At 61.1% G+C, this 22520-nt stretch carries 19 protein-coding genes; 11 read left to right on the top strand and 8 right to left on the bottom strand.

Features of this window, described 5'->3' with window-relative positions; genetic code table 11:
* Positions 1-4 precede the first annotated feature (4 nt).
* From LDZ28_RS14840 to LDZ28_RS14790, 11 genes are all read left to right on the top strand, one after another.
* The gene (locus LDZ28_RS14840; RefSeq protein ID WP_244829142.1) at positions 5-1495 is read left to right on the top strand and encodes a N,N-dimethylformamidase beta subunit family domain-containing protein; all 1491 of its coding nucleotides are present in this window, start codon (positions 5-7) and stop codon (positions 1493-1495) included.
* Positions 1496-1832: 337 nt separating this feature from the next.
* The gene (locus LDZ28_RS14835) at positions 1833-3098 is read left to right on the top strand and encodes a flippase (protein ID WP_244829141.1); all 1266 of its coding nucleotides are present in this window, start codon (positions 1833-1835) and stop codon (positions 3096-3098) included.
* 246 nt (positions 3099-3344) lie between these two features.
* The gene (locus tag LDZ28_RS14830) at positions 3345-3521 is read left to right on the top strand and encodes a hypothetical protein (protein WP_244829140.1); all 177 of its coding nucleotides are present in this window, start codon (positions 3345-3347) and stop codon (positions 3519-3521) included.
* Positions 3522-3943: 422 nt separating this feature from the next.
* The gene (locus LDZ28_RS14825) at positions 3944-5098 is read left to right on the top strand and encodes a glycosyltransferase (RefSeq protein WP_244829139.1); all 1155 of its coding nucleotides are present in this window, start codon (positions 3944-3946) and stop codon (positions 5096-5098) included.
* Positions 5099-5110: 12 nt separating this feature from the next.
* A complete protein-coding gene (locus LDZ28_RS14820) occupies positions 5111-6196 on the top strand; it encodes a glycosyltransferase family 1 protein (RefSeq protein WP_244829138.1) in 1086 nt (361 codons plus the stop codon).
* Positions 6197-6218: 22 nt separating this feature from the next.
* A complete protein-coding gene (locus LDZ28_RS14815; RefSeq protein ID WP_244829137.1) occupies positions 6219-7412 on the top strand; it encodes a glycosyltransferase in 1194 nt (397 codons plus the stop codon).
* 24 nt (positions 7413-7436) lie between these two features.
* Entirely contained in the window at positions 7437-8549 is a 1113-nt protein-coding gene (locus tag LDZ28_RS14810) for a glycosyl hydrolase (RefSeq protein ID WP_244829136.1), read from the top strand.
* Positions 8550-8917: 368 nt separating this feature from the next.
* Positions 8918-11278, top strand: coding sequence for a polysaccharide biosynthesis tyrosine autokinase (locus LDZ28_RS14805; RefSeq protein ID WP_250466488.1), 2361 nt, complete (start codon positions 8918-8920; stop codon positions 11276-11278).
* A 76-nt stretch (positions 11279-11354) separates the two neighbouring features.
* Positions 11355-12785 (top strand): hypothetical protein, encoded by a 1431-nt coding sequence (locus tag LDZ28_RS14800; protein ID WP_244829134.1) that lies wholly within the window; start codon positions 11355-11357, stop codon positions 12783-12785.
* 134 nt (positions 12786-12919) lie between these two features.
* Positions 12920-13261, top strand: a complete 342-nt coding sequence (locus LDZ28_RS14795) for an FKBP-type peptidyl-prolyl cis-trans isomerase (RefSeq protein ID WP_244829133.1) — start codon at positions 12920-12922, stop codon at positions 13259-13261.
* Positions 13262-13272: 11 nt separating this feature from the next.
* Positions 13273-14043 (top strand): AraC family transcriptional regulator, encoded by a 771-nt coding sequence (locus LDZ28_RS14790; protein ID WP_244829132.1) that lies wholly within the window; start codon positions 13273-13275, stop codon positions 14041-14043.
* 66 nt (positions 14044-14109) lie between these two features.
* Here the strand turns inward: LDZ28_RS14790 and purF are convergent, their stop codons facing one another.
* The 8 genes from purF to trpB form a co-directional block, all read right to left on the bottom strand.
* A complete protein-coding gene (gene purF, locus LDZ28_RS14785; RefSeq protein ID WP_244829131.1) occupies positions 14110-15657 on the bottom strand; it encodes an amidophosphoribosyltransferase in 1548 nt (515 codons plus the stop codon).
* Positions 15658-15774: 117 nt separating this feature from the next.
* Positions 15775-16314, bottom strand: a complete 540-nt coding sequence (locus tag LDZ28_RS14780; RefSeq protein ID WP_244829130.1) for a CvpA family protein — start codon at positions 16312-16314, stop codon at positions 15775-15777.
* A 17-nt stretch (positions 16315-16331) separates the two neighbouring features.
* Positions 16332-17150, bottom strand: a complete 819-nt coding sequence (locus LDZ28_RS14775; RefSeq protein WP_244829129.1) for an SPOR domain-containing protein — start codon at positions 17148-17150, stop codon at positions 16332-16334.
* Between the two features lie 61 nt (positions 17151-17211).
* Complete coding sequence (folC, locus tag LDZ28_RS14770; RefSeq protein WP_244829128.1) at positions 17212-18522, bottom strand: bifunctional tetrahydrofolate synthase/dihydrofolate synthase; 1311 nt, start codon at positions 18520-18522, stop codon at positions 17212-17214.
* A 76-nt stretch (positions 18523-18598) separates the two neighbouring features.
* On the bottom strand, positions 18599-19471 hold the full coding sequence (gene accD / locus LDZ28_RS14765; RefSeq protein ID WP_244829127.1) for an acetyl-CoA carboxylase, carboxyltransferase subunit beta: 873 nt from the start codon (positions 19469-19471) through the stop codon (positions 18599-18601).
* A gap of 70 nt (positions 19472-19541) precedes the next feature.
* Positions 19542-20345 (bottom strand): tryptophan synthase subunit alpha, encoded by an 804-nt coding sequence (gene trpA / locus LDZ28_RS14760; protein ID WP_244829126.1) that lies wholly within the window; start codon positions 20343-20345, stop codon positions 19542-19544.
* 81 nt (positions 20346-20426) lie between these two features.
* A complete protein-coding gene (locus LDZ28_RS14755) occupies positions 20427-21281 on the bottom strand; it encodes a site-specific DNA-methyltransferase (RefSeq protein WP_244829124.1) in 855 nt (284 codons plus the stop codon).
* 8 nt (positions 21282-21289) lie between these two features.
* Positions 21290-22483: a tryptophan synthase subunit beta gene (trpB, locus tag LDZ28_RS14750; protein WP_244829123.1), complete on the bottom strand. Its 1194-nt coding sequence runs from the start codon at positions 22481-22483 to the stop codon at positions 21290-21292.
* Positions 22484-22520 lie beyond the last annotated feature (37 nt).

Here is a 22520-nt window from a genome sequence, read left to right as displayed (position 1 = left end):
ACTGATGCAGATCTATCCGATCAAGCCCGGCTTCACCGCTGGCGAACCGTTCGAAATCGCCGTGCAACCGGGATCGCGGTTTTCCATCGCCATCTATCGGCAAGGGCATGACGAGAATCTGACGAGCGTGGGCGGCGTGGCCGTTCAGGCAGGCGGCGCCGTTACGGCGGAACTCAAGCACGGCAAGTACGTGTTCCAGTCGCCGGGCCGCACGACGCCCGTGCGCTTCGACGAAGACTGGGGCTGGCCGACCATCACCATCAAGCCGAACACGGCGTCGCTCGAAACGGGCGCGTATGTGGTGATCGCATATGAAGTCGGCGGCAAGGGCGAGCCCCTGACCGAGCTCGGTCGACGCGCCGCCACGCACAAGCCGATCTTCGCGGGACCGCCCGACAGCGACAGCATGGCGCTCGTCATCGCGCGGCCGCGCAAGCCTTCCGCCGATATCGCGTATATCGTGCCGATCAACACGTATCACGCATACAACTCCATCGGCGGCGGCTGTTACTACGGCGACCCAATTCATCGCACGAAGCCCGCGACACGCGTGAGTCTTCGTCGGCCAGGCGGCGGTCTTGGCGCGCAACTCGGCGAGCCGAACGATCCCTATGATTCGCGCTCGCCGCGCCAGCAATTCACGCATTGGGATGCGAAGTTCATTCGCTGGCTCAAGGCGGAAGGAATTGCTTGCGACTTCTACACCGACCACGATCTGCATCGCGGCACGGATCTCAAGCTCGAGAACTACCGCTGCATGTTGAGCGTGGGGCATCACGAATACTGGACCACGGAGATGCGCGAGCGCGTGGCGGGCTTCATCGCGCAAGGCGGCAACCTCGCGGTATTCAGCGGCAATACGTGCTTCCGTCCGGTCGATTTCGGCGATGCGCCTATCGAAGGCGATCTCAAGATCATGAACCGGCTTGCCGAGAAATGGCCCGATCACGATGAATCGAATCTCATCGGCCTGAGCTATGGTTACGGCGGCGGGAAATACGGCGAATGGAAACGCTTGCGCGGCGGATGGATCAGACGCGAGCGCGAAGCGATCGGTTTTACGGTGCGTCAGGCGAATCATTGGGTCTTTGCAGGCACCGGCTTGCGAGAAGGTCAGACGTTCGGCGCGGAAGATCGTCTCGTAGGCTATGAAGTGGATGGCGTTCCGCCTGTCGCGAATGGCTTCGTGACGCTTGCGGATACCGTCAAGCTCACGGGCTGGGATGTCGGCGGCGCGGGCGCAATGGGCGTCTTCAAGCCCGATGCGAACGGCTCGCCAGAACAAGGCGAAGTGTTCAATGGCGGCACCACGGACTGGGCGCGCGTTCTCATGAATACGAGCGCGCAGAGCCATGTCGTCGTCGATCAGATCACGCGTAACGTCGTGCGCCGGTTCATCGGCTTGCCGCCGCTCGTGATCGAGCGACACGACACGCTTCTGGACCAGATGGTGAACAACGAGAGCGAGATTGCTAGCGCGATGCTCTACCAATAGTCAAGCAGTAGCCGGCAGTGTGCGTGTGCAAACCCACTGACGAATAAATTTTTTTATTGTTAAATACGTCCGGCACGACAACATGAACCGCTTCGCGTGGGCTTGTCGCTCGAGAGCGGTTCATGTCGTTCATACTTGCGCTCCTTTGCCCTGAGGCCAAGGCGAGGATGTGTCTAACCCCATTGGTCTTGCTGCGCTCGAAGTGGCGCATGCGCCTGACGAAACGATTCGTTACACGCGTTGTCATGCAATGCCCTTTTAAACGGGCGAACATGCGACAAGGCCGCAAACTGCGTTACCGCGATCAGTCAGCGCTCAAGCCGGAACCTATCGTTACATGGCATCTTTTCGAAAGAACTTCACCATTCTGATGACGTTGCAGGTATCCACATACCTCGCACCGCTTCTCACGCTGCCGTGGCTTGCGCGCGTACTCGGCCCCAGCGAATATGGACGCCTTTCGTTCGCACTCGCCTTCTCCGCTTATTTCATCACGCTTACGAATTACAGTTTCTCGTTGACGGCGACACCAAGAGTCTCGATCAATCGCGATGACCGCGCCATGCGCTCGCAGGTCTTCTGGGAAACCATCCTCACGCAAAGCGTGCTTGCGCTTGCAGGCTTCATCATCCTGCTCGCGGTGACGTTCATCGTGCCGTATCTTGCGGAAAACCGCGACTTGCTGCTATTGGGCTTCGGCATGGCGGTCGGCTCCATGCTCATTCCCACGTGGTATTTCCAGGGCGTGGAAGACCTCGGCATGATCAGCGTATTCGTATTCATCGGACGCGCCTTGAGCATTCCGGCGATGTACCTCTTCGTGCGTCATCGCGGCGATGTCGATATCGCCATGGCCGTCAACACGCTCGTGCCGTTGTGCTCGGGCATCGCAATTTGCACGTATTTGTATTTTCGACGCGAACTCGACTTCGTGCCGGTATCGCTGCCGACCATCTTCACGCGCCTGAAGGAAGGATGGAGCGTGTTCATGGCCACGTCGCTCGTCGATATCTATGCATCGAGCAATATCGTCTTGCTCACCTTCATTGCGGGCAATGTGGCGGGCGGCTACTTTGCGGCCGGCGACAAGCTGATTCGCGCGGCGTTGAACATGCTTCAGCCGCTCAAGACGGCCGCTTATCCGCGCGTGAGCTTCCTCATGCATCATGCGCGCGACGACGCCTTCGCCTTTCTGCGCAAGATGTTCGTGCTGCAAGGGTCGATCGTCTCGCTCATCTCCGTATGTATTTTCTTTGGCGCGCCGCTTGCCGTGAAACTGCTTTATGGTCCCCAGTTCGCGCCGACCGTCGACGTGCTGCGCTGGATGGCGTTCGTCCCGTTGATGGCCGGTCTCTCCGATCTCTTCGGCGTTCAGACCATGCTTCCACTCGGCATGAAGGCGCAATTCAGCCGTGTACTCATCGCTTCGGCGGTTCTGAACTTCGGTCTTCTCGCCGTGCTTGCCAGGCTCTTCGGCGAGCAAGGCGCGGCAGCCACCGTGCTGATCGTCGAGACGTCGATTGCCACCGCGATGTTCTGCACCCTGCACTTCCAGGGCGTACCCCTGCTCCGGCGCGCCATGCCGGAAAGCGCCGGTTCCTGACCAGGCGTGAATCGTGCACAAGGCACGTTTGCATCGGCATGACGAGCTTTAAACGGCTCCGTCATGCGGTGCACGGTTAGCCACTTCTACCTAATGTCCAGACGATTCAAGCTCCCACATTTCCGTTCGACGACGCACCGTTACTGCAAAAGTTGCGTTTTTGTATGTGTCGAAACGCACGGACGCCAATTGTTTGAGCCGATATCGTATTAGTAACAACATCAGGTAGGCAGGGTGAGGACCGGAATGAACTCAAACGACCCGACGCTCGAACGTGTGCGAGAACTCGCTGATCGTGCAGACAGGCTGCGTATGCAGTCCGTCGCGATTCCGCTCAAGGAACTCAAAGCCCTTGTGCAACTTTGCGACCAAGCGCTCGAACAGAAATACGCTTGGCTCAAGGCTGAATCGGAAGTCGATTAACCCGCTGCCTTGCTCGCTTGCATTCGTCTTTAACTGCGTGAACAAACTGTCGACGCTGGCCTAAGAATTCTTTAGACCAGTTCGCAGTTTTGATTGTCCTTAAGCCAGATTCGCTAACGCGGGCTTTGCAAAGCCGATTAGCAGGGGAATCAGCAAGTCCGTGTGCGTTGCCGCCCGGTTCTGAGAGATCGAGGCGCACCGGTTAGGTTGCATATGTATTAATCGAACAGAAAAACTCAGGTCGATTAGTGATACTGCATTCCAGGCCGTCATAGATGCCTCCTTCGACGGAACCGATAACGGACCCAGCGAGGCGCGTTGGCAAGCGGAGCTCACCACTCCACCTATAAACACAAGACCGCCGTGCCTTCTCAATTGCGAATGCCGCGGGCGCTCGGCTTTTGCTCATTGCAGAGTTCTATATGAAAGAGATCGTACATATAACCGAAGCCTTTGGAGGGGGAGTCCTCTCCATGCTCACTCAGCTCTCGAACCGTGCTGCGGCTGCAGGCGTCGGCGTCACGATCCTCCACTCCATCCGGCCCGAAACGCCGAACAACTTCGCGAGCCTCTTTCATCCGGCCGTGAAGCTCGTCTACGTGAGCATGTTTCGCGAAGTCAGTGTGAAGAAAGACTGGACGAGCATGTGGGAGCTGGTGCGCAAGCTCAAGGAATGCAATCCGTCGGTCGTGCATTTGCATTCGTCCAAGGCGGGTGTGCTGGGACGGGCCGCCGCGCGCATTGCCGCGCCGCGTGCCCGCGTGTTCTATTCGCCGCATGGCCTTGCGTTTCTGCGCCGCGATGTATCGGCGGCAAAGCAGTTTGCTTATCTCAGCTTCGAGCGCATTGCAGCACGCATGGGCGGCACCATCGTCGCGTGCTCCAAGAGCGAACAGCACGAGATAGAAACGCAGATGCGCACGCGCAACACGGAGATGATCGAGAACGGCGTCAACGTGCTGGAGATTCCTTCGCGTCTTGAGAAAGACGGCCGTGAAGTCGTGGTCGGCATGAGCGGACGCGCGTCGTTCCAGAAGAATCACGAAGCCTTCGTGCAGCTCGCCACCGATCTGCGCAACTCCACGACGCAATTCTTGTGGATCGGCGGAAACCTCGATGAATTGCCCGGTCAGACTGCGAGTGATTCAGTCGTATGCAGCGGCTGGGTCACGCGTGAACGCGCGCTCGCCCTGACCTCCGGCCTCGACATCTATGTGCAGACCTCGCGCTGGGAAGGCATGCCGATCGCGTTGATCGAAGCGCAGGTCGCGGGCATTCCCGCTGTCGTGACAGACGTGGTCGGCAATCGCGATGTCGTCTTGCACGGGCAGACTGGCTTCGTCGCCACGACGCACGAAGACATGCAAAAGTACATCGCCATGTTGCGCGACGACCCTATCCTGCGTGCGCGCATGGGCGAAACCGCGAAAAGAACGGCTAGCCGGCGCTTCTCGATGGAAGCCATCTTCCGCAAGTGGCTCTCGGTATACGAATTCGGTTCGGACAGGTACTTGAAAGAGCCCGTCGAATCGAACGAATTCGAATCGTACGAACCCACTTCCGAATCACAGTACTGACCCGCCCGAGACATGGACACATCTATTGCCCCGAACAAGCTCGTCTACAACGGCAGGTTTACGAGTCAGAAGACCACCGGCGTACAACGCGTTGCGCGCGAGCTCGTAGCCGCGCTCGTCAAGCTGCCGCAAGGCTCGCATGTGACGCTTGCCGTGCCGCCGCAAGACGGGCTAGAACCCGTGGCCGGCGTCGAAACCGTGAAGCTCGGCTTCGGTAAAGGCGTGCTGTGGGAACAATTCGTCCTGCCACTCTTTGCGGGCCGCTCGCGCATTGTCAATCTGAGTAACTCGGGTTCGATCTTTCGCGCGAACCAGGTCATCTACATGCACGATGCCGCGGTGTTTGACACGCCCGCGCACTTCTCGTGGAAGTTCCGCATGTGGTATCGCGTGATGTTCTGGATACTCGCGCGCACGTCGAGTTGCGTGATGACGAATTCGGAGTTCTCGCGCGACCGCCTCGCGCATCATGTCGGTGTGGATGCCAAACGTATCGGCGTCGTGCCGCTCGCAGCGGACCATCTCGATCACGTCGTGCCGGACCGGTCCGTCATCAAGGATCTCGATCTCACGCCGAACCGGTACGTGCTTGCAGTAAGCAGCATGAACCCGACAAAGAACTTTCAACGTCTTGTCGACGCGTTCATTCGACTGAACGATCCGTCTATCGACCTCGTTATTGTCGGCATGAAGAACGCCACTATTTTTGGCCGCGCGCATGATCTCTCGAGTGCGCCTAACATCAAGCAAGCGGGCTACGTGAGCGATGAAAAGCTCAAAGCTTTATATCAGGATGCAGCTTGCTTTCTTTATCCTTCGATTTACGAAGGATTCGGCATTCCGCCGCTGGAAGCCATGCGCAATGGCTGTCCGACGCTTGTCGGACGCGCAGCGGCGCTGCCGGAAACGTGCGGCGACGCATCAATCTATTGTGATCCGTACTCCGTCGAGGATATTTCGGCTAAGCTGCGCGAATTGCTCGACTCGCCGGCACTAAGCGAGGATCTCAAGCAGCGCGGCATTGCACACGCGGAGAAGTATCGCTGGACGGAAAGCGCGCGCATGCTCATGCAGTTCATCGACAAGCCATCGCGTTGAACGCGTTTTTGGGGGAAGGCCGGTGAAGTTAGGTATTTACTGCGATTCGGGCATCAATGGCGGGCACGAGGAAATGCTCAAGCGCCTGATGCTTGCGCTCGTCGCAAGCACAGGTATCGAGACGCTTAACATTCTCGTGCCGACCGCTAATGAACCGCTTTTTCGTTATGTAAGCGAACTATCGCTCAAGCATAAGAAAGTGAAGGTCATCGGTCTTACCTATACGGCCGAATCGCTGCGCGGAAACATGATCGAACTCGTCCGCATGGTGCGCTCCACGGCCGCCATCCTGCGTAGTCTCGAACTCGAAAAATTGCTGATCGCGCAAGGCACCATCGCTTCCGGTCTCGCAGGTCTTTTCGCCGCGCGCCAGGCGCGTGTCACCGCCGTGAGCTATCTTCCTCTCGTGGACGAAGCGCCGGAAAACGCGGGCGCCGCCGAGAAGATCAAGTGGCTCATCAAGCGCGTGTTGTATCGCATGCCGGATGAATTCGTCACGCTCAACGAGCACTTGCGTGGCAAATTGCGCGCACTTGCGCCGCGTGCGCGGACCACGATCCTCGAAAACTATGTCGATGACCGCTTCAGCCGTTCAACGCTCACGCGTTCGCAAGCACGCGCATCGCTGGGTCTGCCGGATGACGGCACCACGATCATCGCGCATATCGGCAGACTGAATTTCCAGCAGAAGCGTCAGGACTTTCTGATGCAGGCTATCGAAAGTCACAAGGAAGCGTTCGCGCGAACGCTGGTGTTGATCGTCGGCGAAGGACCGGATGCGGAGCGTCTCGAAGCAATCGTCGAGAAGAGTCCCGCGCTTGCCGCATGCGTGCGTATTGTCGGGCCACAGAAGGACGTGCTGCCGTATATCGTCGCAAGCGACACGCTCGTGTTGCCTTCAGCGTATGAAGGCGTGCCGCTCGTGATGATCGAAGCGGTGCTCGCGGAACGTCCAGTTGTCGTGTCACGGGTGTCGGGTCTCGAATCTTATCTGCCCAATGCGCTGCTGTTTCCCGTCGACGACTCCGCGTCTTTCGTAAAGCGAGTCTTCTCGGCGAGCACCTACTCGATGGCCGCGCTCACGCGCGACTTTCGCCGCCGCTTCTCGCGTGAAGTTTTCGACGCGCAAGCGCAAAGCATCCTGACGAGCGCATCGAGCTCGCGCGGCGCGGCCAATCCCGCCACGCGCGAGCATTCGGACATGCTGGCCAAATAGTTTCGCCTTCCCGAGGTCCAGATATTGAAGCGAACGATTCTGATCGTAGTCGCCTTCTTCGGCGCAATGCTTTGCGGCTCCGTTCTGCTCTTCGCGCGCAGCGGCAGTCCCGATGCGTATCACGCAAGCCGCACCGGCGGCGCCAAGGCCGATGCCAATGCCGACACCCCATCATTCGCCGCACCCAAGATGAAATGCGGCAATGAGTCGGCCGGCGTGTTCTACGGCATTGCTGGCCATATCGAACATCGCGGTGCGTATCGCACGAGCGACTATGGTTTGCAGATTTCGCAGCTTCGCGAACTCGGCGTCACCATGTACGCCCAGGACGTCTCGAACGAAGAAAGCGCGCACATGGTCGCGGACTTCGCGCGTCAGGCGTCCAGGCAGTGCATCGGCGTGCTTGCCCTCGTGACACCGTTCGAAGTGCAAAAGCGCGCCAACGAAGCGGAAGCCTTCGCGCGCGGCTACGAACTCGGCAAGCTCTCCGGACGCATTCTGAAGGGCGTGGTGACCTACTATCAGGTGGGCAACGAGTACGACAACTGGACCATACGCGGCGATGACCGCAGCGGCGAACATCCGTCGGATTACGACAACGCGTTGTACATGAAGGCGCGCGGCTCGATCCTCGGTCTCATCAAGGGCATTCGCGAATCCGACCCCGACGCCAAGATTCTGCTCACGTCGTTCAGCTGGCTGCATTTCGCCTTTCCGGACATGCTCTTTTCCGGCACGCAGCCGGACGGAACCAAAGGGCATCCCGTGCCGCAATGGGACATCACCGTGTGGCACTGGTATTCCGACATGGGTTCGATCACGTCAGCGGGATCGCAAAAGACCAACGTGCTGGAGCGTTTGCGCGACAGTTACGGCAAGCCGATCTGGATCACGGAATACGGCGTACGTCCGGATCATCCGGACCCTTCGGGGTATCTCGTGGGAAAGAACGCGCTGGGCGGTTTCGTCTCGATGGCGAAGACCTATGGCATTCAAAACGTGACGCTCTACGAGCTTTACGACGACCAGCGCTTTGGTGGCGACGGCAACTACGGCGTGATTCACGACGACGGCAAAACAAAAAAACCACGCTTCGACGTGGTCCGCGAATTCATCAAAGCCAACCCTATGCCGTGAGTGCGTGCCCGGGCTCAGGCAAACCGCGCATTATCGCCCAAATCCGCCATCGCGCAAGCGGCATGCCTGACCTTTCGAGCATTACAACGTTCGGTACTTAACAGACGCAGATAACTCAGGGCCGGAAGATGCCCCTTAGGATAATTTTTTTCTATTTATCTGCAAGTATCGTAGGGGTTTGCAAGATGCGCCGGGGCTGTCAAGGCCCGCGCTGACCGACGCCGCAGGCCCCAAGCATTCATGTTGCTGCGACTCACCGGCCGTACCGCCGGATTAAATAAAGCAAAGAGACGTACCGCGGCTTTAGCCGCCGGGGCATTCGTTTTTTCCAACGCCCTGACAACTACGTTCTAACTATCGAATTGAGGATGGCGCCTTTGAACACGCTCTATGTCAACTCCGGATCTTCGCGCTCAGGCAAGGACGACGGTGAATTCACCGCGAGCGATATGCTCAAACTGCTTCGCGACCATATCGGCATGCTGATGCTGTTCATCGCGGGCGCGGCCTTGCTCGCCACGGCTTATGCGTTTCTCGCCAAGCCGATCTACTCCGCCGACGTCATCATCCGCGTCGATCCGCCAGATCCGAACGCGCTCGGCATCACGCCGCAGAATCAGCAGCAGATGCAGCAGCAGGCGCAGACCGTCAATCAGATCGCGCCCGCCGAGATCTCGGTGATGCAGAGCCGTTCCGTGCTGGAACCGGTCGTCAAGCAATTTCACTTCGACATCAAGGCGAAGCCGCGCACGCTGCCGGTCCTCGGGCAGATCGCCGACCTGTTCGCCAAGCGCGGTCAACTTTCGCCCGCATGGCTCGGCCTCGATTCGTATGGCTGGGGCGGCGAGGAACTGAACATCGGCCGGCTCGACGTGCCTGCATCGCTCGAAGATTCGAAGCTCGATTTCGTGCTGCTCGACAAGAACCAGTACGAACTGCGCGACGAAGACGGCGACGTGCTCGTGCGTGGCACCGTTGGCCGTCCGGCGGCCGCGAATGGCGTGTCGATGCTCGTGGACAGTGTGGTGGGCCATCCCGGCGTGCACTTCGACGTGATCCGCTACAACACGCTCGACGCCATCGCGCTCATGCTCAAGACGATGAAGGTGACCGAGTCAGCGAAAGACACGGGCATTGTGCAGATTTCGTTCAATGCGGACGACCCCGAACTCACGGCCAATGTCGCGAACGCGCTCGGTCAGGCGTACATGTCGGCGGCAGTCGCGAGCCGTCAGGCCAACGACACCAAGACGCTCGAGTTCATTCGCGGCGAGTTGCCGCGTCTCGAAGCCGACCTGAAGACGGCCGAGGGCAATCTCAGCGCGTTCCGTTCGAAGTCGCAGTCGGTGCAGCCGGTCAACGAGGCGCAAGCGTATTTGCAAGGCAGCATCACGTCGATGCAACAGCTCGCCATGCTGCAACTGCAGCGCACGCAGGCCTTGCAGCGCTTCCAGCCCGACAGCCCGCAAGTGAAGAATCTGGATCAGCAGATCGCCCAATTCGAAGCGACCAACAAGCAGATCCAGTCGCGCTTCGACAGCATGCCGGCGTCGGAGCGTCAAAGCGCCGAACTCACGCGCGATGCACGCGTGGCCGAAACCATCTACCTCGGCATGATGAACAAGGCCGAGGAGCTGTCGGTGCGTCGTGCGAGCACGAGCGGCGGCGCGCATATTCTCGACAACGCGTTGCGTCCGCATCGCCCGGTGAAGCCGAACAAGATGCTCGTGATTCTCGCGGGTACGGGTCTTGGCTTCTTCGTCGGCACGTTCTTCATCTTCCTGCGCCGTCACGCCATGATCGGCGTGACCGACCCGATGTTCGTCGAACGCCGTCTGTCGGTGCCGGTGCTGGGCGAGGTACTGTTCAGCCGCCAGCAACTCGTGCTCGATCACGAGATCGCGGTGTCGCCGGTCGGACGCGCGCTCGGCTTCTCGGGCACGCAGCAAAACGGCGCCGCGCCCAAGGCCCTGCCGCACTATGACCAGGCGCAACACGATGCCATGACCATGCCGCATGTGGACGAACGCGACGAAGACGCTCGCGTGCTTGCCTCGCGCTTCCCGCACGATCCGGCTGTCGAAGCGCTGCGCGCCGTGCGTACCGAGTTGTATCGCGATCTCGTCAATGCACCGAACAACATCGTCATGTTGACCGGCCCGATCCCGTCGGCAGGCAAGAGCTTCGTCGCGGCCAATCTCGCCGTGCTGCTCGCGGAAATCGGCCTGAAAGTGTTGCTGATCGACGCCGACATGCGCCGTGGCCATATCGCGTCGTTCTTCAAGCAGTCGAACCCTGGCGGCCTCGCGGAAGTGCTGAAGGGCGATATCGGCATCACGGATGCGCTGCGTTACGTCGGCGTACCCGGCCTGTCGTTCATGTCGTGCGGCGGCTATCCGCAGAATCCGTCCGAATTGCTGATGATGCCGCGTTTCCGCGACATGCTCGCGCGCATGAGCGACCAGTTCGACCTCGTGCTCGTCGATACCCCGCCGTTCCTCGCCGTCACGGATGCCGCGATCGTCGCAAGCGACGCAGGCTCCACGGTGCTGGTGTTGCGCTCGGGCATTCAGACCGAGGAAGAGATCGAGGAGACCGTGAAGAAGGTGCAGCGCGCGGGCGGCAGACTCGTGGGTTCGGTCTTCAACGCAATTCCGCGCCGGCGCAGCAACCGTCGCAGTTATGGCTATGCCGCGGCATACACCAGTTCGTTCAAGCCGGTGAATTAAGCTTGGCCCACTAAAAGAGCGATTACGCAACGCCGCGTGTCTCACGCGGCGTTGCGCGTTGAAGAGCCCCCGACCGATGAAAGAAAAACTCGCGCTGACAGACCGCTTCTACCAGATATGGGCCTTCGCGATGCCCGTGACGTCGTTCCTCGTGATGCCGAGCATCCAGGGCACGACGATCGGCTATCTGATGTGCTTTCTTTCGGTGCCGCTCGTGCTGCTCTTCGGCGGCAAGGCGCGCAAGAACTGGATGCACTTCCTGATCGCGGCCGTGGTCGTATGGCTTTTGATGTTCTGCACCTCGCAGCTCGCGGACGTCATGGCGCCTTTCGATCCCGACTTCAGCAAGGTCGCGATGGTCGACGACACCGACCTCGTCACGTTCATCCTGCGCAAGAGCATGTTCACGCAGTCGATCTACGTCGCGGCGGTGGTGCTCTACGCATCCTACGTCTACTACTTCTACAAGCCGACATGGGACCAGTGGATTCTCGTGGCCGTGACGCTTTTCGCGCTCTACGGCATGTACGAAGTGGTCTACTTCGTCGCGACTGGACAGCCGGGCGACTTCATCTCGAACCGTGCATTTGGCGATCAGTTCGGAAAGGGTATCGTGCGCTCGGACGGCACCGTGAACGGCAGCTCGTTCCAGCAGATCGACATCAAGGGCTTCCCCATTCAGCGGCTGAAGGCGCTGACCGGCGAGCCTTCCATGTACGCGATGTCCATCTTCCCTTTCTGGGTGTATTTCAACGCGACATCGCGCGTACGCTGGCCGGTGTGGGTCATCGGCATCTCGCTCATCATGAGTACGTCGTCGACGGTGCTGATCGGCTATGCGGTTTATGCGCTGATTCGCATGCGCAAGCTCGGCATCAACCCGATCAAGGCGTTGATCGCGCTCGCGGTGGTGTGCGTGATCGCCTATCTCGCGCAGGACTATATCGCCGATCTGTTCCAGCAGATGGTGATGGACAAGCTCGAAGGCAAGAACGAATCGGGCTCGGACCGTTCGATGCTGGTCCTGAATTCCGTGCAGATGTGGCTTGGCGCGACGCCGATGAATCAGTTGTTCGGCATCGGCTTCGGCTACATACGCTCGACCGATTTGTTCTCCACGTTGCTCGTGAACACGGGCGTGGTCGGTCTCGTCGGCATCAGCGCGCTCATGCTGTATCCCGCGTTCAAGCTCGACTGGGACGCGCGCGGCATGGCGCTGCGTCAATGCTGCGTGGGCACCTGGCTGATGATGATGGTCTCCGTGCCCGAGTTCGCCTATCTCGCACCGTGGACTTTCGTCGCGATGGCTTACGTGCGAGTGCGCGCGCTCAAGCAGGCCCGGCAGCAATCGCATGACCGCGACGCCGCCGTCGTCATCGATCAGACGCCTATCGGCACCGACTTCGGTACGAACGCTAAACCGCATTCGGGTCCGCGTGTCGGCTCGCCCGTGGGACCGCGTCCCGCTATCGGCAGCCGCATGAATCCGCGCGGACGTCATCCCTGAAAGCGCCTCGGTGACCCTTCGGGCAGTGCGCGCACTGCCCTCCCGCTTGCCTGCGACGTTCTACAATGGTGGTTTCGACCACCGGACCATGGCATGACGAACGTGCGCATGGCCGGGCAACCAGGGAGCACAACATGGCGCAAGTCACGACCGATTCCGGCCTCAAATACGAAGACATCGCTGTTGGCGAAGGCGCCGAAGCCGTCGCGGGCAAGACGGTGAGCGTGCACTACACGGGCTGGCTGACCGACGGACAGAAGTTCGATTCGAGCAAGGACCGCAACGACCCGTTCGCCTTCGTGCTGGGCGGCGGCATGGTCATCAAGGGCTGGGACGAAGGCGTGCAAGGCATGAAAGTGGGCGGCACGCGCCGTCTCACCATTCCGCCGCAACTCGGCTACGGCGCGCGTGGCGCGGGCGGCGTCATTCCGCCGAACGCCACGCTCGTGTTCGAAGTGGAACTGCTCGACGTCTGAGTGTCGACGCCATGAACGCGCCAGTTCATCGTCCAGGCATTTCGCTGCGCCGCTATGAAGCGGTGCAAGCGACAGACGAGCACGACTTCCATCAGATCGTGCTCGGCTTCGACGGCGCAATGGGCATGGCGGTGGACGGGCGCGAGTCGCATATCGACCGGCATCGCGCGTGGATCATTCCGGCTCACGCGCGGCATGAATACTGGGCCGAGGGCGTGAATCGCCAACTCGTGCTCGATCTTCCGGCGACGTCGGTGGCGGTGCCCGAGCGCTTTTTCGAACGCGCTCGCACTGTCAATCTCGATTCCGCGATGACGCAGCTCGTCGCCGATATCGCGCTGAATGCAGGCATTCACGATGGCCGCTTCGCCTGGCAAGCCGCCGCGCATCTGTGCGGCGCGTTGATGGCCGACGCGGGCGCATCCGTCGTGGCCGAAGCGCGTGGCCTCGACTTCGCGCGCATCGACCGATGGCTGCGGCTGCATTTGTCGGAGCCGCTGCGCATTGCCGATCTCGCCGCACACTGCGGCTTCGGCATGCGGCGCTTTCATCAGCTATTCAGCGAGGCGTTTGGCGAGACGCCGCATCGCTATCTGCATCGCTTGCGGCTCGATACCGCGCTTGCGTTGCTTGCCGATCCGCGCGCCGCGTTGTCGGACATTGCGCTCGATGTCGGTTTCGCCGATCAAAGCGCGTTCACGCATGCGTTCTCGAAGCGCTTCGGCATAGCGCCTGGTCTCTGGCGCAATGGCCTGAGAGCGCCTGATCCGCGTCAGCATTGAAGACGTAAAAAAGCCCGCCGGTCATCGACCAGGCGGGCTTTCTTCATGCCTCAACCAGCTAACGAATCATTCCACCGACAGTTGCAGATGCAACTGCGAGCGCGCGACGTCGCCCTCTTGCACGTCGCTTGCATTGTCGCGATCCGACTGCGATTGCGGCGCAAGACGCGCCGATTCGATCCGGTCGAGATACTCGGTCGTGATGTCGCCGGTGATGTAGTTGCCGTCGAAGCACGAAGCCTCGAACTCCTGCAACTCAGGGTTGATGTCACGGATCGCGCTTTTAAGGTCGGCCACGTCCTGATAGACGAGATAATCCGCGCCGATCATGCGCGCGACTTCTTCGTCGCTGCGGCCGTGCGCCACGAGTTCACCGCGCGTGGGCATGTCGATGCCATACACGTTAGGGAATTTAACCGGCGGCGCGGCGGACGCGAAGATCACCTTGTTTGCGCCGGCGTCACGTGCCATCTGCACGATTTCATGCGAGGTCGTGCCGCGCACGATTGAGTCGTCGACGATCAGCACGTTCTTGCCTTTGAACTCGATGGCCATGGCATTGAGCTTCTGGCGCACCGACTTCTTACGCACCGCCTGGCCCGGCATGATGAAGGTGCGGCCCACGTAGCGATTCTTGAAGAAGCCTTCGCGATACTCCACGCCGAGCTTCGCGGCCACTTGCATGGCGGCGGGACGCGAGGAATCGGGAATGGGCATGACCACGTCGATAGGCACGTCCGGCAGCACGCGCTTGATCTTCTCGGCGAGATAGTCACCCATGCGCAGACGCGCGTTGTAGACGGGCACGCCGTCGAGGCACGAATCCGGACGCGCGAGATACACGAGTTCGAAGATGCATGGGTTGAGCGTCGGTTTTTCGGCGCATTGATGACTGTGGAGGTTGCCTTCCGCGTCGATGAAGATGGCTTCGCCCGGCTCGACATCGCGCACGAACTCGAAGCCCACGCCTTCCACCGCCACCGATTCCGACGCCACCATCCATTCCACGCCCGTCGCGGTTTCCAGCTTGCCGAGTACGAGCGGACGAATGCCGAACGGATCGCGGAACGCAACGAGCCCGTAGCCCGCGATCAGCGAGACGATCGCATAAGAACCCTTCACCCGCCGATGCACGCCCGCAACCGCCTTCCAGAGCGCGGCGGCGTCGAGTTGCAAGCCCGAACTCGCGAGCTGCAGTTCATGCGCGAAGACGTTGAGAAGGACTTCCGTGTCCGACGCCGTGTTGATGTGCCGGCGATCGATGCGGAACATCTCGTCCTTCAACTGCGTCCAGTTGGTCAGATTGCCGTTGTGCGCGAGGATGATCCCGAACGGCGCGTTCACGTAGAACGGTTGCGCTTCTTCCTCGCTCGATGCGGAACCCGCCGTCGGATAACGCACTTGCCCGATGCCGACCGTACCCGGCAGGCTGCGCATGTTGCGCGTGCGGAACACGTCGCGCACCATGCCATTGGCTTTGTGCATGTGGAAGTTGTTGCCGTTCGCCGTGGCGATGCCCGCTGCGTCCTGGCCGCGATGCTGCAGAAGCAGCAAGCTGTCATAGATCAGCTGATTGACGGGACTTTGGGAAACTACACCTACGATGCCGCACATGGCATGGTCCTTCAAAGAGTCGAAACGGGGTCGACGGGGTCGATAGGCGGTGCCGGTCCACACCGCCTGTTCGCAGGCGGGCGCCGTATCGCGTCCCTCATGTAGCCAGCCGTTCGTCTATTGTGCGACGTTTCGCGCCGCGTCGCCGGCATCGGGGGCCGGGGCGACACGCACATACGCGGCAAGCGTAGCGGGGAGCAGCGGTTTCAGTTCACGCACGCCTTGCTCGGCCATGGGCGCGAGCAGCGCATTGCGCCAAAAATCTTTCTGCGGCAGTTCGGTCAAGCCCGCCAGGGCGACCAGGATGACTACCAATATAGCCCCTCTGGCGAGGCCGAACAGCAAACCCAGCGAGCGGTCGACACCGCGCAGGCCGGTGACTTCGGTGATGCGCGTCAGGAGCGCGGACAGCACGCTCGACAGAAGCAGCACGGCCGCCACCACGAGCAGGAACGCCACGAGCCATTGCGTCAATGCACCGCCCGGCCACGTGGACGGTATGTACGGCACGACGACGCTGACGAAGCGCCCTGCAATCAAGATAGCCGCCACCCAGCCGACGAGACCGAACGCTTCGGCCAGAAAGCCGCGCCACATGCCGCGCAGGGCTGACAGGCCGATCACGGCGAGCACGGCATAGTCGAAACTGGTGAACATCGAGCTTCTGGTTCGCCTCAGTTCGCTGGCCGCTTGCCACCGGCAAGTCCGGCTTGCCGCACCTTCTGAAGCGCCGCCGATGCCGCCGTGCGATCCGCAAACGGTCCTGCGCGCAACAGAGCGCGCGTGGAGCCGTCCGTTTGCTTGCGATGTTCGAGATATGCGGGCACACCGGCCGCTTTCAACTTGTTGACCCAGTTTTGCGCGGCGGTTTCGTCGTCGAAGGTGCCGATTTGCAGCACGAAGCGGCTGCCGGCCGGCGACGAAGGCGAGCTCGGTGCGTTGGCGGCGGTATTGGCTTCTTCGGCGGGCGCGACCGGCTGCGGCTTGGCCGCCTGGGTTTTTGCGGGCTGGCTCGCGGGTGCCGGGGACTTTGCCTCCGGTTTGACCTGCGCCTGTTGCTGAACTGGCGCCGGCGTTTGCGCGTCGGGCTGCGCTACGCCCGCCGCCACGCCGTTCGATGTCGCCGCGGGGCCGTCATGCGCGACGCCGGCTTGCGTGTCGGCATCGGTGGCTTCGCGCGATTGCTTCACGGCAGGCGCGGGGCGGCTTGGAATATCGATGGAGATATCGTCGGTGACGGGCTTCGGGCGCGAGTCCAGCACCATGGGCAGAACGATGACCGCGGCCAGCACAAGCGCGATTGCGCCGACCAGCCTGCGCCGGGCACGCTGCTTTTCGGGCAGCGTGGGGTCGAGCATCATCGCGTCGGCGTCGGTGCGCTCGGGGCGGCGCGTGCGGCGTTCCGTGCGGACGGTATGACGCGTGCCGCGCGGTGAGTCGGAATAAGCGTCGCGACCGGAGTCGTCTTTCTTGCCGAACGAGAAAAGTCCCATGTATGGCTTGGTGCGAGAAGCTTGGTGCGGGGGTTTGCCTTGCGGCTGACCGCCAACCGTCTCAGTGATGCTGCGATTTCCGGTATGCCATGACGCCGGCAACCGTGTAGAAACTGCCGAAAACCAAAATTCTATCATTTTCGGACGCACGACTTAACGCATCTCGAAATGCTTCGGCCGGTGTGTCGAATTGTGAAACGCTGCTGTCGGGGCCTTCGTTGACACCGGCATCGCGCAAAACCTTGGCCAGGCGGTCGGTCGACGCAGCGCGCGGAGTAGGCAACGCGCTCACGTTCCAGTGATCGACCTCGCCCTTGAGCTGATTGACGATGCCTTCGATGTCTTTGTCGCCCATTGCGCCGAACACCGCGTAGGTGTACGGAAAGTAGCCCATGTTGCCGAGATTCTGACCGAGCACGGCGGCGGCGTGCGGATTGTGCGCGACATCCAAAATGATCTGCGGTTTGCCCGGCAGCACCTGAAAGCGCCCCGGCAACTCGACGTTCGCCAGGCCCAGCCGGATATCCTGCGCCGACACGGCCAGACGGTCGCGCAGCGCTTCGAGCGCCGCCAGCGCGGCCGACGTATTGATGAGCTGATTCGCGCCCCGCAACGCCGGGTAAGCCAGCGCGGAACGCCGTTGTGCGCGTCCGATGTAGCTCCACTGCTGGCGCTCGTTGCCCGGCTGCGCCTCGTAGCGGAAATCGCGGCCCACGAGCCACAAATCCGCGCCGATCGCCTCGGCATGATCGATCAGGCTTTGCGGCGGCGTTGGGTCGCCGCAAATCGCGGGCTTGCCCGAGCGGAAAATGCCCGCCTTCTCGAAGCCGATTTTCTCGCGCGTATCGCCGAGATAATCCGTGTGATCGATGTCGATACTCGTGATCACCGCGCAGTCCGTATCGACGATATTGACCGCGTCCAGCCGCCCGCCGAGCCCGACTTCGAGAACCACGGCGTCTAGTGTGCGCGAGGCGAAGAGATGCAGGATCGCGAGCGTCGTGAATTCGAAATAAGTCAGCGAGACCGGCTCGGCGAGACTCGCGCGCGCTTTTTCCACGGCCTCGAAATGCTGCAGCAACTCGGCGTCACTTGCCTCGACGCCATCGACGCGCGCCCGCTCGTTGAACGAAAGCAGATGCGGCGACGTGTGACAGCCCACGCGATAACCCGCGCGCAACAAAATGGTTTCGATGATCGCGCACGTCGAGCCCTTGCCATTCGTGCCGCCGACGGTGATGACCGGGCAGGCGAAGGAAAGCCCGAGCGCTTCCTTCACGCGACCGATGCGCGCGAGACCCATGTCGATACCGACCGGATGCGCCGCTTCGAGATGAGCGAGCCAGGCGTCGAGGGTGGGGAAAGTGTTCATTTTCGAGATCGGGAAACAAAAGCGCCGCGCGGAACCTCGCGGGTTCACGCGCGGCGCGGCGCTGCATTCGAAGCCGTCAGGCGACGGCGTCGGCGGGCTGTCGGGTCATCAATGCCATCAACTGGGCAATTTCCTCGCGCATCTTGCGGCGATCCACGATCATGTCGACGGCGCCCTTCGTCATCAGGAACTCGGCGCGCTGGAAGCCTTCCGGCAGCTTTTCACGCACCGTCTGCTCGATCACGCGCGGACCCGCGAAGCCGATGAGCGCTTTCGGCTCGGCAATCACCACATCGCCCAGAAACGCGAAGCTCGCGGACACGCCGCCCATGGTCGGGTCGGTCAGCACCGAGATGAACGGCAGCTTTGCCTCGGCCAGCTTGGTGAGGAGCGCAGTGGTTTTGGCCATTTGCATGAGCGAAAGCAGGCTTTCCTGCATGCGCGCGCCGCCCGAAGCCGTAAAGCAGATGAACGGTACGTTCTGTTCGAGCGCATTGCGCGCGCCGCGCACGAAACGTTCGCCGACCACCGAACCCATCGAGCCGCCCATGAACGAGAACTCGAAGCACGCCACGACGCACGGTATGGTGTGGATTGCGCCGCCCATGACGACCATGGCATCGGTTTCGTCGGTGTCTTCCATCGCCTCTTTCAGGCGGTCCGGATACTTGCGGCTGTCCTTGAACTTGAGGGCGTCGACCGGCAAGACTTCCTGGCCGATTTCATAGCGGCCTTCCGGATCGAGCAGACGATCGAGCCGCTCGCGCGCGCCGATTCGCATGTGGTGGCTGCACTTCGGGCACACATGCAGATTCGCCTCCACGTCGTTGCGGTACAGCACCGCCTCGCACGCCGGACACTTCACCCACAGGCCTTCGGGAATGCCCTTGCGGCTTTTGGGATCGGTCTGTTTGATCTTGGGCGGCAACAATTTGTCGAGCCAGCTCATCGAATTTCCTTCAGTGTTCAGACGGTCGCGGCGCCGCGCCGAGGGAATCCGGCGCGGCCGCGACTGCGTTTTACTTGGCGGCGTCGAGCGCCGCTCTGATTTCCGCGATGAATGTCGTAAGCGACGCCGCGGCAGTATCCGGCGGCGCCTCTTCGAGCAACTGCACGAGCCGGCTGCCGATGACCACGGCATCCGCGATCTCAGCCACCGCGCGGGCAGTTTGCGCGTCGCGGATGCCGAAACCCACGCCCACCGGCAGCGGCACATGCGACTTGATGGCCGGGATTTTACTCGCGATGCTAGAAACGTCCAGATTTGCCGCGCCGGTCACGCCTTTCAGCGAGACGTAATAGACATAGCCGCTCGCAATCTTCCCGACCGCCGCGATACGTTCGTCGGTCGAAGTCGGCGCCAGCAGGAAGATGGGATCGATGCCTGCCGCGCGCATCTTCGTGCCGAATTCCTCGGCTTCCTCGGGCGGGTAATCGACCACCAGCACGCCGTCGACGCCCGCTTCGTTCGCTGCCGCCGCGAAAGCGTCCGCACCCATGCGTTCGATCGGATTGGCGTAGCCCATCAGGACGACCGGCGTTCTGTCGTTGGTCTGGCGAAAACGCGCGACATCGGCAAGCACGCGCTTGAGCGTCACGCCGCGCGCCAGTGCGCGTTCCGACGAGCGCTGAATGACGGGACCGTCGGCCATCGGGTCCGAAAACGGCACGCCCAGTTCGATGACGTCCGCGCCGCCTTTCGCCAGCGCGTGCATGAACTCGACGGTCTGTTCAGGGTTCGGGTCGCCCGCCGTGATGAACGGAATCAGCCCCTTCTTGCCTTCGGCGGCGAGTGCCGCAAATGTAGTTTTGATGCGTGACATGAGAAATTTCTCGCAGTCGTATTCGTGGGCGTCAGACGTCGTTGTCTCGGCATCTGACGCGTTTCAGCGACGAAAATGGCGCTATCGGGCAGCTTCCGGTACGAGACTGACGCTAGGTGCGCGCAAAACCTGCATTCGATCCTCGCGTCCCTGCGCCGTGCGCTGTTCAGCGATCGCACAGTAGTCCGCGTTTATTTCGTACCCGGTGAAGAGCCGTCCGTGACGCGCGCACGCAACACCCGTGGTGCCGCTGCCCATGAATGGATCAAGCACGCGGCCGCCCGGCGGGCAACTGGCAAGCACCATCCGTTCGATGATCTCCAGCGGCTTTTGTGTCGGATGATCGACCCGTTCCGCATGCTGCCGGTGCAAACGCGACACCGACCACACGTCTTTCGGGTTGTAGCCCATCTCCAGCCACTTGCTGCCTTCGAAAATCTTGCGCGAGCGCGCCTTCTTCGTCACTGCGTCGTAAGGAATGCGCACTGGATCGAGATCGAAGTAATAGTCCTTCGATACCGCGAAATAGCCGATGTTGTCATGCACCGACGAAAATTTTCGCGTCGTTCCGCCCATGCTCGGTACACGCCGGTCCCAGACGATCTCGTTGATCATCATCAGCCGGCGCTTGAGAAACACGAACAGCTCGGGCGAATACTGCCAGGTGCAGAAGATATACATCGAACCGCTTCGCTTGAGCTTTGGCAAGGCCAGTTCAAGCCAGCCGTACGTCCATTCAAGGAAGGCGTCTCCGGACCGCATGTCCGAGTCGTTCCCGTAGTCCTTGCCCAAACCATAGGGAGGGTCCGCGACGATCAAGTCGATCGACGCGTCGGGAATGGTCGCGGCATCGGCCAGGAAATCGCGATTGCGGATATCGATATCGGCGCCCGTGAGCGCGCCGACGGACAACGGTTCGTCGATGACAGTGCGCATCCGGCCGCTCAGAACTGAATGCCCGATCGCTCGGCGACCGTGTGCATGTCCTTGTCGCCCCGGCCCGACAGGTTGACGAGCAGCACCTTGTCGCGCGGCAGCGTCTTCGCGAGCTTCGCGCCATACGCCAGCGCGTGACTCGATTCGAGCGCCGGGATGATGCCTTCGATGCGGCAGCAGTCGTGGAAGGCCTTGAGCGCTTCCTCGTCCGTGATGCCGACATATTCGGCCCGTCCCGCGTCCTTCAGCCATGCGTGCTCGGGACCGACGCCCGGATAGTCGAGACCCGCCGAAACCGAATGCGTCTCGATGATCTGGCCGTTGTCGTCCTGCAGAAGATAGGTGCGATTGCCGTGCAAAACGCCGGGACTACCGCCCATGAGCGAGGCTGCGTGACGGCCGGTGTCCATTCCGTCGCCAGCTGCCTCGACGCCAATCAGACGCACGTCCTTGTCGTCGATATAGGGATAAAAGATGCCCATCGCGTTCGATCCACCGCCTACGCACGCTATCACCGCGTCCGGCTGACGACCGGCCATTTCGGGCATTTGCACCTTGCATTCGTCGCCGATCACACGCTGGAAGTCGCGCACCATCATCGGATAAGGATGCGGGCCCGCCACCGTGCCGATGATGTAGAACGTGCTCTCGACGTTCGTCACCCAGTCGCGCATGGCTTCGTTGAGCGCGTCTTTCAGCGTCTTCGAGCCCGATTCGACCGGCACGACCGTCGCGCCCAGCAGCTTCATCCGATACACGTTCGCAGCCTGACGCCGCACGTCCTCGACGCCCATGTACACCACGCATTCCATGCCGAAGCGCGCGGCAATGGTGGCGGTTGCAACACCGTGCTGACCTGCGCCCGTCTCGGCGATTACACGCTTCTTGCCCATCTGGCGCGCAAGCAGCGCCTGGCCGATCACATTGTTGACCTTGTGCGCGCCGGTGTGATTCAGGTCCTCGCGCTTCAAATAAAGCTGCGCGCCGCCAAGCATTTCGCTCCAGCGCTTTGCGTGATAAATCGGGGAAGGGCGACCCACATAATGCTTCAGTTCGTAGTGATACTCCGCCTGGAACTCGGGATCTTGCTGAGCGGCTTCATACGCGACGCGCAATTCATCAAGTGCGTGGATGAGCGTTTCAGACACGAAAATCCCACCATATTGGCCGAAATGGCCTCTTTCGTCTGGTAAGTTGTACATTACGTCACTCTTCGGTGGTGAAGTGCCATTGCGGCGA

Source organism: Caballeronia sp. TF1N1 (assembly GCF_022878925.1).
Classification (GTDB): Bacteria; Pseudomonadota; Gammaproteobacteria; order Burkholderiales; family Burkholderiaceae; genus Caballeronia.
Note: the sequence above shows the minus strand (reverse complement) of the source record. Positions and strands in the feature narration are given on the sequence as shown.